We start from the raw sequence: 12155 nt of genomic DNA on the forward strand, positions 1-12155 counted from the left end.
CGCGCCATCTCCCCCCGCAGCAGCAGTAGCGACCGCATATGAGCATCAAGAGCGACAAATGGATCCGGCGCATGGCCGAAAACGAAGGAATGATCGAGCCCTTCGAGCCCGGCCAGGTGCGCGAGAGCGACGGCCACAAGATCATCAGCTACGGCACTTCCAGCTATGGCTACGACATCCGGTGTGCGCCTGAATTCAAGGTCTTCACCAACATCCACAGCACCGTGGTCGACCCGAAGAATTTCGACGAGAAGAGCTTCGTCGACATGCACGGCGACTACTGCATCATTCCGCCCAATAGCTTCGCGTTGGCGCGCACCGTCGAATACTTCCGCATCCCGCGCAACGTGCTCACCATCTGCCTCGGCAAGAGCACCTATGCGCGCTGCGGCATCATCGTCAACGTCACGCCCTTCGAACCCGAATGGGAAGGCTACGTGACGCTCGAATTCAGCAACACCACGCCGCTGCCCGCCAAGATCTACGCGGGCGAAGGCTGCGCGCAGGTGCTGTTCTTCGAGAGCGACGAGGTCTGCGAGACCAGCTACAAGGACCGCGGCGGCAAATACCAGGGCCAACGCGGCGTCACCCTGCCAAAAACCTGACGAAACACCGGGCCGTCTGCTGACGGCCAGTTACCCCGGAGGGCGCCGGGGCAAGTACCATCCTGCGACCGCCGGCAAATCCTCCTGCAATGGCCGGCAAGGAGACTGCGATGAGATGGGAAGGCAACGAACAATCGGACAACGTCGAAGACCGCCGCGGTGAAGGTGGCGGCGGTGGTGGGGGCGGCGGCTTCATCGGAGGCCGCAGCATCGGCATCGGCACCATCGCGGTCGCGCTGATCGCGGGCTGGGTCTTCGGCATCAACCCGCTCACGGTGCTGAGCCTGCTCAGCGGTGGCGGCGGTCCGGCCCAGGTGCAGCAGCAGCAACAGGGGCCAGCGCAAAAGCCACCATCCGGTGACCGCGAGGCGGCCTTCGTCTCCACGGTGCTCAAGAACACCGAAGTGGTCTGGACGGGCATCTTCAAGCAGAACGGCGGCACGTACCACGCGCCCCGGCTCGTGCTGTTCCGCAATGCCACGCCCACGGCCTGCGGCACGGGGCAATCGGCCATGGGCCCGTTCTACTGCCCGGGCGACCAGAAGGTCTACATCGATCTCGGCTTCTACGACACGCTGAAGAACCAGCTCGGCGCGCCGGGCGAGTTTGCGCAGGCGTACGTCATTGCGCACGAGGTCGGCCATCACGTGCAGGACGAGCTCGGCATCACCGCCAAGGTCGACGGCATGCGCAGCCGCCTGAGCCAGACGCAGAACAACGCGATGAGCGTGCGCGTCGAGCTGCAGGCCGACTGCTTCGCGGGCGTGTGGGCACACCATTCGCAAGAGTCGAAGAAGTGGCTCGACCCGGGCGACATCGAGGCCGCGATGAACGCCGCGCAGAAGATCGGCGACGACGCCCTGCAGCGTTCCGCAGGCCGTGCAGTGGTGCCCGACAGCTTCACCCACGGCACGAGCGCGCAGCGCCAACGGTGGTTCGGCGCGGGGTATCAAAGCGGCGATATCAAGTCCTGCGATACCTTCAATGCACGCAGCCTCTGAGCTGCCTCGTCTTGAAACGCTTGTCGGCGCTGAGTTCACTGCTATCTAATAAATAGCAATTCCGCTGGCGCGGGCGTTGTCATGCCGCCGTCACTGCCGTTTTTTGCGGCAATGCGACAATAGCGGGCTCAATGACAAGCTCCTTCTCCAATCTATCGCTGGCGGAACCGCTGGCGCGCGCCGTAGCCGAAATGGGCTACGAGACCATGACACCGATCCAGGAGCAGGCCATTCCGGTCGTGCTCGCGGGCCAGGATGTGATGGGCGCCGCCCAGACCGGCACCGGCAAGACGGCGGCGTTTTCGCTCCCGCTGCTGCAGCGCATGCTCAAGCATGAAAACGCCTCGACCTCGCCCGCGCGGCATCCGGTCCGGGCCCTCGTGCTGCTGCCCACGCGTGAACTGGCCGACCAGGTCGCGCAGCAGGTCAAGCTGTACGCCAAGTACACCAACCTGCGCAGCACGGTGGTGTTCGGCGGCATCGACATGAAGCCGCAGACGCTGGAACTGAAGAAGGGCGTTGAAGTGCTGGTCGCCACGCCGGGCCGGCTGCTCGATCACATCGAAGCCAAGAACGCGGTGCTCAACCAGGTCGAATACGTCGTGCTCGACGAAGCCGACCGCATGCTCGACATCGGCTTTCTGCCTGACCTGCAGCGCATCCTGAGCTACCTGCCCAAGCAGCGCACCACGTTGCTGTTCTCGGCCACGTTCTCGCCCGAAATCAAGCGACTGGCCGGCAGCTACCTGCAGAACCCCGTCACCATCGAAGTGGCGCGGCCGAACGAAACGGCTTCCACCGTCGAGCAGCACTTCTACAGCGTGGCCGACGACGACAAGCGCCGCGCGCTCAAGCAGATCGTGCAGCAGCGCGGCATCACGCAGGCTTTCGTGTTCGTCAACAGCAAGCTCGGCTGCGCGCGCCTCGCACGCTCGCTGGAGCGCGATGGCCTGCGTACCACCGCACTGCATGGCGACAAGAGCCAGGACGAACGCCTGAAGGCGCTCGCTTCGTTCAAGGCCGGCGAAGTCGACCTGCTCGTGTGCACCGACGTCGCGGCCCGTGGCCTCGACATCAAGGACGTGCCCGCGGTCTTCAACTTCGACATTCCGTTCAACGCCGAAGACTACGTGCACCGCATCGGCCGCACGGGCCGTGCCGGCGCTTCGGGTCTGGCCGTGAGCTTTGCCAGCGGCGGCAACGATGCGCGCCTGGTGGCCGACATCGAGAAACTGATCAAGAAGAAGATCGAGCTCGAACCCGTCGAGTTCGAAGAAGACCGCCCGCGCGGCCGCATCAACGACGGACGCCGTCACTGGCGCGAAGAAGGCGAAGCCGGCGACGCACGCGATGTGCTCGACCAGCCGCGCGAACGCCGCGAGGCCGAAGCCCGCCGCGGCGGTGGCCGACCGCACCGCGCACCGTCGGCGCCGCGCGATCCGTTCTTCGACAAGCCTTACGAAGCCGGCGAGCCCGATGCCACGCCGGCATGGGAAGCCGCCGCCAAGGCCGCGACGCCCGCACGCGGCATCTCCAGCAACATCAAGACCAAGCGCAAGGTCGCGGCGCTGTTCAAGAGCGCCGAGCCGAGCTGATCCAGGCGAATAGAGGCGGCATCAGCCGCCTCGGTTCAGCGCCAGCCGCGGTGCCAGCCGTACTGCGGGTGGTGCCAGCCCCAGCCGTAGCGCGGGTGGTAGGCCCACACGAAGCCGACACCGGGCGACACATACGTGGGTGCCACATAGGCCACGCCCGGAGGCGCCGAATACACGGGGGCTGCCGGCGCAACCACGCAGCCGGTCAGAGCAGCTGCCAGTGCGGCAGCGGACAAGGCAAGAACAGGGAATCTCATGATGGCGAAGCTCCTGGGATGAGTTGTTGTCGGTATGAACAACCAACGTCCCGTGGCATCGCCGGATGACGGCCTTTACCCAGCCTACACAGTGTCACCACCGTGTTGTCATCCTTTCAAAACGCTTGCATCTAGATCACGTTGAAATGATGCGTGCCGTCGCGCCCTAGCTGCGCCACCAGGCCGAACTCCCAATCGAGGTAAGCCTGCATCGCTTCGGCAGGCGCATCGGTGCCTTCGTACGGCCGGCGGTAGCGGTCGGTGCGCGCAGTTGCAAGGCGCGTCTCGCCGGTCTCCGCATCGAGGCCTGCGGCGAACCATGCCGCGTTACCACCAGTCAGCACCAGCACTTCGACATCGCCCTTGCCGCGCGCGTCGAGCAGCGAGCGCAGGTCGGCTGCGGCATATCGGGCGAGCAGGCTGCTGCCGCAGGTCAGCACGTAGCGCTGGGCCGGTGGAATGACAGCATCGATGGCCTGCGCCAGCTGAGCGCGAATCGCATACCAGGCACCGGGAATGTGGCGCTTCACATAGTTGGCGCTCGTCGTCACGTCGATCACTGCGGTGCCGGGTTGCTTCAGCAACGCCGCCAGTTCCTTCGGCGTGAGCTCGCCCACAACGGCCGCAACCGGCGGGTATGAGCTCGGCGGTGCCGAGGTCTCGACGAAGTCCGCAGCCGTTGGCACGAGCTCCGGCAAATAAACCTCCCACCCCATCTGCGCAAGCCACGACGCGCTCATCGATGCCCGCACGCCGTCGTCATCGGCCAGCACGATGCGCGCGCCGCGCACGGGCACCTGGTGATCGGTTTCCTGCACAAGTTGCCCGCCGGGCGCACTGGCAAAGCCGGGCAGATGGCCCGCCGCATATTCCTCGGGCGTGCGCACGTCGAAGCTGTACACGGTGCGTCCCGGCGCTTCGAGCGTCTGCAGAGCGTCAAGCGCGATGCGGCGCACGCCAGCCAGATCGGCCACGCGTTTTGCATCGGCCTGCGCCTGTGCGCGATGTGCCTGCGACACCGCAGCGGGCGCCTGCCGATCGGCACCATGGTCTAACACCTGCCCCGCGAGCTTCCAACCGATCGTGCCGTTGCGCAGCGCAGCCACCGGGTTCGGAATGCCCGCGTTCACCAGCGACTGCGTACCGATGATGCTGCGCGTGCGTCCCGCGCAATTCACGATCACCTGCGTTGAAGGATCGGGTGCCAGCTCGCGCACCCGCAGCACCAGTTCCGCGCCCGGCACGCTGGTGGCCGAGGGAATGCTCATCGTCTGGTATTCGTCGAAGCGGCGCGCGTCGAGCACCACCACGTTGGCCTTCGCATCGACCAGCGCCTTCACCTCGGGCGCGGACAGCGAAGGCGTGTGCCGCTCATGCTCGACCAGCTCGCCGAAGGACTTGCTCGGCACGTTCACGTCGCGGAACAGTTCACCGCCCGCGCGGCGCCAGCCTTCGAGGCCGCCTTCGAGCAGATGCACGTTCGTGTAGCCCAGCGGGGCCAATGTCTTCGCGGCCTGCGGCGCAAGGTCGACGCCGCCGTGCTCGCCATACAGCACGATCAGCGTGTCACGCCGCGGAATACGCCGCCACGCCTCTATCTCGATGCGCGACAGCGGCAGGTTCGCGGCCCACAGCGGATGCTCCTGTGCGAACGGGTCTTCCTCGCGCACGTCGAGCAGGGCGGTTTCGTCGCGGGCGATGAGGCGCTCGCGCACGGCGGCAAATGAAAGAACGGGAAAGGAGGCAGTCGTCATACGGTGTTCGAGGATGCGAGTTCAGCGGAGCGATCCCACAGATTGGGCAGCAGCGCGTTGGAGTATCCGGAGACGAAGGGCTTGCGGCCACCCTCCGTCGGGTAAGTATGCCGCCGCACGGCGCCGATGTTCGCGCCGTACACGTGGATGCTGATCGACACGCGGTCCGCATGCGCGTTGTGCACGCGGTGCAGGTCGCCGATGGTGGGCGACACGGCTTCCACGTCGCCAGCGTCGAGCCGCACCGCCTCGCCCTGCGACTGCGCATTGCCCTGCGCATCGAGCGCATAGCCCTGGCTGTACTCCGCGCCGCGCAGCATGCCGATCAGCCCCCACACCGTGTGGTCGTGCACCGGCGTGGCCTGCCCCGGCCCCCACACGAAGCTCACGACCGAGAAGCGCTCGGTGCTGTCCGCGTGCAGCAGAAATTGCCGATAGCGCACAGGGTCTGGCTGGGCAAAGGCCTCTGGCAGCCAGTCGTCGCGCGCAACCAGCGTGCGCAGCAATGCGCCACCTTCCGAAAGAATGCGGGGCTCGTTGGGCGCGCTGTCGAGCAGCCGGCCGAAAGCGCCGACGAATTCGCGCAGCGGCGCGATCACGCCGGGCGCTTCCAGACGCTGGTGTCGGTAATCGCGCGCACGTCCACCCGCACCGGCAGGATGCCGTCGCGCGCCGAGCGGTCGGCCACGGCCTGCAGCGCGACGATGTCGGCTTCGCTCACCGGCCGGCCCGCCACCGAAGCCCGTTCGGTGATGATGCGCGCGGACTCGATCGGCAGCCGCGTGAGCTGGCTGTAGGCCTGTGCGTAGGCCTCGGGGTTGGCCAGCGCCCAGTCGCCCGCACGGCCGAGCCGGTCGAGAAACTGCACGATGGCTGCGCGCCTGGCCGGGTCGGCCAGCGAATGCTCGCTCGCGGTGATGAAGCCCAGGGCAGTGTTGATGCCGCGCCCGTCGCGCAGGATGCGACCGCCTTGCTGCAGCGCAATCGTGTAGTACGGATCGAAGATGGCCCACGCGTCGATCTGCTTCGACGCGAAGGCGGCGGCCGCGTCGGTCGGCAGCACGAACTTCACCGTGACCTCTTCGCGCCGCACGCCGGCCTCTTCGAGCGCGCCGTACAGCTGGTACTGCGAGATGCTGCCGCGCGCCGACGACACGATCACCGTCTTGCCGCGCAGGTCCGCCACGCTGCGCAGCGGCGAATCGGCCTGCACCACGATGCCCAGCGAATCGGCCTTGCCGACGCGCGTGGCGACGATCTTCAGCGGCGTCTTGCCCACGGCTGCGGCCAGCACGGGCAGGTCGCCGGCCATGGCCGTGTCGACCGCCGCGCTGCGCTGCGCCTCGAACAACGGCGCCGCCCCCTGGAAGTTGGCCCAGCGGTAGGCGAACGGCGCGCCTTCGAGCGTGCGCGAGGCCTCGAAGAGCGAGCGCAGGCCACCGGCCTGGTCGCCGAGCACCAGCGTTGTTTGCTGCGGCTGTGCCCACACACGCAGCGAGCCAGCAGCGGCAAGCGAGAGCGCGGCGCCTTGCTTCAGCCAGCTGCGGCGCGAAGCCTTGGAAAACAGCAGATCGGTCATGCGGCGGCTCCCGTCGAGAGCAACGCGCGCTTGCCCGCGGCCACCAGGATCGCGTCGTTCTGCGGCGTATGGATGCGACTGCACAGCACGTCGCGGTAGTGCCGCTCCAGCGGGTTCTGCCGCGTAAGGCCGTGGTTGCCGCTGAGCTGCAACGCCAACTCGACTGCGCGGATCGCGTTGCCCGTTACGGTGTACTTGAGCAGGCCGCTGTCGGCGGCCGGTTGCGCATGGCCGCTGTCGACGGCAGCGGTCGCATCGTCGAGCAGCACGCGGTTTGTTCGCAGCAGCGCCTCTATCTCGCCGACATGCTCCTGCACGCGCGGCAAGCTGGCCAGCGGCGCGCCCAGGCTGCCGGGCGCGCGCTGGTTCAGGAAGCCGACCAGCCAGTCGCGCGCGGCCGTGGCCACGGCGTCGTAGAGGCTGCCGAGCAGCACCGTCATCCACGCCTGCTGCGTGGCGTGGGCGTCGATGTCGGTCTGGCTGCCTGCATCGGGCGCCCAGTCGGCCGGCACGCGCAGGTCCACCGCGTGATCGAGGTCGATGGCGACGTCTTCGAACACCACCTCGTGGCTGCCCGAGGCGCGCAGGCCCAGATGGTCCCAGCTCGCGATCACGCGCACGCCGGGCGCGTTGCGCGGCACCAGGAACACGCCGGTGCGCGGCGTGGTTTCATCAGCCTCATCGGTACGAGCCCACACGGCGAGCCAGCTCAGGCCCTCGATGCCGGTGGTGTAGAGCTTGTGGCCGTCGATCTTCCAGCCGTTGCCGTCGCGCCGCGCGACCGTGCCGGGCAGGCCGCCACGGGCCGGCGAGCCTAGCGCGGGCTCCACGCGCAGGGCGTTGATCAGCGCGCCGTTTGCGACCGCATCCCGCGCCACGCGTTCGCGCAGATGCGGTGGCCAGCGGCTGTCGGTGCGCGTCAATGCGTGGTGCTGCAGATAGGTCATCGTGAGGATCAGCGCCGTGGCCGGCTCGCCCCGCGCCACGGCCGAGATCACGCGCCGCGCTGTCGCCAGCGTGGCACCGCCGCCGCCATGCTCGGCGGGAGCGACCAGCCCGATGAGCCCGTGCGCCTGCAGCGCCTCGAAGTTCTCGCGCGGAAAGGCGCCGCTGCGGTCGTGGTCGGCCGCGGTGGTGGCGAACTGGGCCGACAGGCGCGCCAGCACGGCGGCATCGACGGTGGAAGGCGGGGAGGGGTGTTCAGGCGTGGCCGGCGCGCGGCGCAAGGGGAGTGCACTCATGGTTCCCGCACGGTACCGGGCCGCCCGCAGCCCGAAAACGACGCATCCCGCATATGCAAACTCGTTTTTCTGCGTTCGCTTCCGTGGAGCGTCTGGTTACGGTTCGGTGCATGAAACCAGACTTTCCTTTGGACCGGCGCCGCCTGTTGCAAGCCGCTGCCGCGCTGGCCACGGCCGGCACGGCAGGCTGGGCGCAGGCCGCCACCCCCTCGCGCGACCTGTCCGGCGTCACGCTGCGAGTGGGCACCTACAAGGGCCTCTGGCGCCCGCTGCTCGCTGCTTCGGGCCAGGCCAACACACCTTACAAGATCGACTGGCGCGAGCTCAACAACGGCGTGCTGCACATCGAGGCCATCAACGGCGACGCGCTCGACCTGGGCTCGGGCAGCGAGATTCCGCCGGTGTTCGCGGCGCGGCAGAAGTCCAGCGTGAAGCTGGTGGCCGTTACGCACGAAGACCTGAACAACCAGGCCACGCTGGCGCGCAAGGACGCACCCATTCGCTCCATCGCCGACTTCAAGGGCAAGCGCGTGGGCTACGTGCGCGCCACCACTTCGCACTACTACCTGGCCAAGCAGCTGGCCGAGGTGGGGCTGTCGTTCAGCGACATCCAGGCCGTGAGCCTCACCCCGTCGGATGGCCTCTCGGCCTTCGCGCGCGGCGACCTCGATGCCTGGGCCATCTACGGCTACAACGGCCAACTGGCGCGCACGCAGTACGGCGCGCGTGTCATCAAGACCGGCGTGGGGTATCTATCGGGCAACTTCCCGATCTACGCCAACCCACGCGCGCTTGACGACGCGTTGCGCCGCGCCGCACTGAGCGACCTGCTGCAGCGCCTGCAACGCTCGTTCGCGTGGATCAACGGAAACTTCCTGGCCTATGCCCGCGCGCAGTCGGCCGAAACGCGCGTGCCCGTCGGCGACATCGTCGAGCTCTTCAACGGCCGCAGTGGCGATTACAGCCTCGGCCCCGTCAGCGATGCCGTGGTGCGCAGCCACCAGGACGTGGCCGACACCTTCCTGAAGATCGGCGTGCTCGACGGTCCGGCCGACGTCAAGCCGCTGTGGGACCGCAGCTTCGAGAACGCGCTTCGCCTGCCCGCCGCCTGACATCCACCTCCCATTCATATTCAAACAAGGACAACACCATGAGCCAGCAACACCAAGACGGCGTCGAATTCATCGGCATGATCCAGGGCCAGAAGGTCTCGGAGATCCACGCGGCCAAGGGCCCCTCGCTCGACCGCGACTATGTGCGCGCCTTCGCGCAGGCCCACGAGACGGCCGGCTTCGACCGCGTGCTGGTGCCGCATCATTCGACCAGCCCCGACGCCACGCTCACGGTGGCCTACGCCGCCTCGGTGACCGAGCGCATCCACTTCATGCTCGCGCACCGCCCCGGCTTCGTGGCACCCACGCTGGCGGCGCGGCAGTTCGCTTCGCTCGACCAGTTCAGCGGCGGCCGGCTCGGCGTGCACTACATCTCGGGCGGCTCCGACGAAGAGCAGCGCCGCGACGGCGACTGGCTCGACCACGACCAGCGCTACGCCCGCACCGACGAATACCTCGAAGTGCTGCACAAGGTGTGGACGGCCGAGAAGCCCTTCGACCACGAAGGCGCGCACTACCGCTTCCAGAACGCGTTCTCCGAAGTGAAGCCGCTGCAGACGCGCAACGGCAAGCCGCACGTTCCGGTGTATTTCGGCGGGGCTTCCGAGGCTGCGATTCCGGTCGCTGGCAAGTACGCCGACGTGTATGCGCTGTGGGGCGAATCGCTCGACCAGGCGCGCGAGCTGACCACACGCGTGCGTGCCGAAGCGGCCAGGCACGGGCGCAGCGTGCGTTTCTCGGTGTCGTTCCGGCCGATCGTGGCGGAGACCGAAGAGGCCGCATGGGCGCGCGCCGAGAACATCCTGGCGGAGACCAAGCGTCTGCGCGTGGTGCAGGGCTACAACCGCGGCGGTCCGCAGCAGAGCGAAGGCGCCAAGCGCCTGCTGGCCGCGGCCGAGAAGGGCTCGCGGCTCGACAAGCGGCTGTGGACCGCTGTCGCGCAGGAAATCGGCGGCCGCTCGAACAGCACCGCGCTGGTCGGCACGCCCGAGCAGGTGGCCGACGCACTGCTCGACTACTACGACCTGGGCGTGACGACCTTCCTGATCCGCGGCTTCGACCCGCTGGAAGACGCGCTGGACTATGGGCGCGAGCTGATCCCGCGTACGCGCGAGCTGGTGGCACAACGCGTGCAAGCACAACGCAAGGCGGCCTGAGTCATGAGCGCCGTTCTCTCCATCGACCGCAACGCGCCCCAGCCGCTGAAGCTCAACCCGAACCCGCAGCAGAAGTACTGGTTCGACCCCATTCCGCCGCGCACCACCGTGCAGGCCGAGCGCCGCCACCGGCAGGAGCGCCTGGCCGGCGCCTTCCGCCTGTTCGCGCGCTTCGGTTTCGCGCAGGGCCTGGCCGGCCACATCACGGCGCGCGACCCTGAGCTGAGCGACCACTTCTGGGTCAACCCGCTGGGCATTCATTTCTCGCGCATCAAGGTATCCGACCTGTTGCTCGTCAACTCGAAGGGCGAGACCGTCATTGGCGACAGGCCGCTCAACAAGGCCGCCTTCGCCATTCACGCTGCCATCCACGAGCACAACCCGAAGATCATTGCCGCCGCCCACACACACTCGACCTACGGCAAGGCCTGGTCAACGCTGGGTCGCAAGCTCGACACCATCACGCAGGACAGCTGCGTGTTCCACGAAGACGTGGCGCTGTTCGACGACTTCACCGGCATGGTGGTCGACACCAGCGAGGGCGACCGCATTGCACACGCGCTGGGTGACAAGAAGGGCGCCATCCTCAAGAACCACGGCATCCTGACCGCAGGCCCCACGGTGGAGGCCGCCGCGTGGTGGTACATCGCGCTCGACAACGCCTGCCACACGCAACTGCTGGCAGAAGCCGCCGGCAAGCCGCAGCCCATCGACGAGGCCACCGCACGCCACACGCACAGCCAGATCGGCGGGCCTGAGGGCGCCATCCATTCCTTCGACAGCCTCTATGAAGGCCTGGTCGAAGCCGAGCCCGAACTGCTGCTGTAACGCGACGACGATGACCCCAACTCTTTCCCGCCGCAGCGTGCTGCGCGCCGGCGGTGCCGCCGCCGTGGTCGCCTCGGGCGGCCTGATCGCCTCGCAGGCCTTCTCGCAGCAGGCGCGCAAGCTCACCTTCGCCTGGAACGCAGCAGCCTTCTGCCTCTCGCCCGTGGTGGTGGCGCAGGAGCGCGGCTACTTCGAGCGCAACGGCCTGCAGGTCGACCTCATCAACTACACCGGCTCCACCGACCAGCTGCTGGAGTCGCTGGCTACCGCCAAGGCCGATGCGGCCGTGGGCATGATCCACCGCTGGCTCAAGCCGCTCGAATCGGGCTTCGACGTGAAGATCGTCGGCAGCTCGCACGGCGGCTGCGTGCGGCTGGTGGGCGCGAAGAGCGCGGGCGTTACCAACCTTGCGAGCCTCAAGGGCAAGACCATCGGCGTGTCCGACATCGCGAGCCCGGGCAAGAATTTCTTCTCGATCCTGCTCACGAAGAACGGCATCGACGCCGACAAGGACGTCACCTGGCGCCAGTACCCGGCCGACCTGCTCGACATCGCGGTGAAGAAGGGCGAGATCCAGGCCATTGCCGATGGCGACCCCAATATCTACCTGATCGAGAAGCGCAACCAGGGCGCCTACGTCGAGGTGGCGAGCAACCTCTCGGGCGAATACAAGGACAAGGTCTGCTGCATCGTCGGCGCGCGCGGCGAGCTCGTGCGCAAAGACAAGGCGACTGTCGCCTCGCTGGTGCGCGCCATTGCGCAAGCCTCCGACTACGTGGCCGAGAACCCGAACGAATCTGCCAAGCTCTTCGCCAAGTACTCGCCCAACGTTGCGGTGGAAGACCTGCGCGCCTTGCTCGGCACGCTCACGCACAACCACCATCCGCTCGGCCGCAACCTGCGCGACGAAGTCGAGTTCTATGCGCGCGACTTCCGTGGCGTGGGCGTGCTCAAGAAGAGCACGGACCCGGTGCGCTTCGCCGAGCACGTTTCTTTCGATCCGCTGGCATGAAGCCCGGCATCAGC

General features: G+C 67.5%; 12 protein-coding genes. 7 read left to right on the top strand and 5 right to left on the bottom strand.

Annotation, left to right across the window (positions count from 1 at the left end):
• Positions 1–38 precede the first annotated feature (38 nt).
• From dcd to NWF24_RS07410, 3 genes are all read left to right on the top strand, one after another.
• The gene (dcd, locus tag NWF24_RS07400; protein ID WP_093179585.1) at positions 39–605 is read left to right on the top strand and encodes a dCTP deaminase; all 567 of its coding nucleotides are present in this window, start codon (positions 39–41) and stop codon (positions 603–605) included.
• A 110-nt stretch (positions 606–715) separates the two neighbouring features.
• On the top strand, positions 716–1606 hold the full coding sequence (ypfJ, locus tag NWF24_RS07405) for a KPN_02809 family neutral zinc metallopeptidase (protein WP_258353624.1): 891 nt from the start codon (positions 716–718) through the stop codon (positions 1604–1606).
• Positions 1607–1737: 131 nt separating this feature from the next.
• Entirely contained in the window at positions 1738–3201 is a 1464-nt protein-coding gene (locus NWF24_RS07410; protein ID WP_093080851.1) for a DEAD/DEAH box helicase, read from the top strand.
• Positions 3202–3236: 35 nt separating this feature from the next.
• Here the strand turns inward: NWF24_RS07410 and NWF24_RS07415 are convergent, their stop codons facing one another.
• The 5 genes from NWF24_RS07415 to NWF24_RS07435 all read right to left on the bottom strand — a co-directional run bounded on the left by NWF24_RS07415 (position 3237) and on the right by NWF24_RS07435 (position 8032).
• Positions 3237–3458 carry a hypothetical protein gene (locus NWF24_RS07415; protein ID WP_258353625.1) on the bottom strand — a complete coding sequence of 74 codons (222 nt, stop codon included), beginning with the start codon at positions 3456–3458 and terminating at the stop codon, positions 3237–3239.
• A gap of 131 nt (positions 3459–3589) precedes the next feature.
• Positions 3590–5212 (bottom strand): rhodanese-related sulfurtransferase, encoded by a 1623-nt coding sequence (locus tag NWF24_RS07420; protein WP_258353626.1) that lies wholly within the window; start codon positions 5210–5212, stop codon positions 3590–3592.
• Positions 5209–5811 (bottom strand): cysteine dioxygenase family protein, encoded by a 603-nt coding sequence (locus tag NWF24_RS07425; protein WP_258353627.1) that lies wholly within the window; start codon positions 5809–5811, stop codon positions 5209–5211. The genes NWF24_RS07420 and NWF24_RS07425 overlap by 4 nt, the downstream gene beginning before the upstream one ends.
• Entirely contained in the window at positions 5808–6791 is a 984-nt protein-coding gene (locus tag NWF24_RS07430; RefSeq protein ID WP_258353628.1) for an ABC transporter substrate-binding protein, read from the bottom strand. The genes NWF24_RS07425 and NWF24_RS07430 overlap by 4 nt, the downstream gene beginning before the upstream one ends.
• Positions 6788–8032 (bottom strand): acyl-CoA dehydrogenase family protein, encoded by a 1245-nt coding sequence (locus tag NWF24_RS07435; protein WP_258353629.1) that lies wholly within the window; start codon positions 8030–8032, stop codon positions 6788–6790. Before NWF24_RS07435 ends, NWF24_RS07430 begins: the two co-directional genes overlap by 4 nt.
• 110 nt (positions 8033–8142) lie before the next feature.
• On the opposite strand from NWF24_RS07435, the gene NWF24_RS07440 reads away from it, so the two are divergent.
• The 4 genes from NWF24_RS07440 to NWF24_RS07455 are packed head-to-tail and all read left to right on the top strand — an operon-like array spanning position 8143 to position 12141.
• Entirely contained in the window at positions 8143–9144 is a 1002-nt protein-coding gene (locus NWF24_RS07440; RefSeq protein WP_258353630.1) for an ABC transporter substrate-binding protein, read from the top strand.
• A gap of 38 nt (positions 9145–9182) precedes the next feature.
• Entirely contained in the window at positions 9183–10301 is a 1119-nt protein-coding gene (locus tag NWF24_RS07445) for an LLM class flavin-dependent oxidoreductase (protein WP_258353631.1), read from the top strand.
• Positions 10302–10304: 3 nt separating this feature from the next.
• A complete protein-coding gene (locus NWF24_RS07450) occupies positions 10305–11129 on the top strand; it encodes a class II aldolase/adducin family protein (RefSeq protein ID WP_093179595.1) in 825 nt (274 codons plus the stop codon).
• 10 nt (positions 11130–11139) lie between these two features.
• Positions 11140–12141: an ABC transporter substrate-binding protein gene (locus NWF24_RS07455; protein ID WP_258353632.1), complete on the top strand. Its 1002-nt coding sequence runs from the start codon at positions 11140–11142 to the stop codon at positions 12139–12141.
• Positions 12142–12155: the final 14 nt, after the last annotated feature.

The organism is Variovorax paradoxus (assembly GCF_024734665.1).
GTDB lineage: Bacteria > Pseudomonadota > Gammaproteobacteria > Burkholderiales > Burkholderiaceae_C > Variovorax.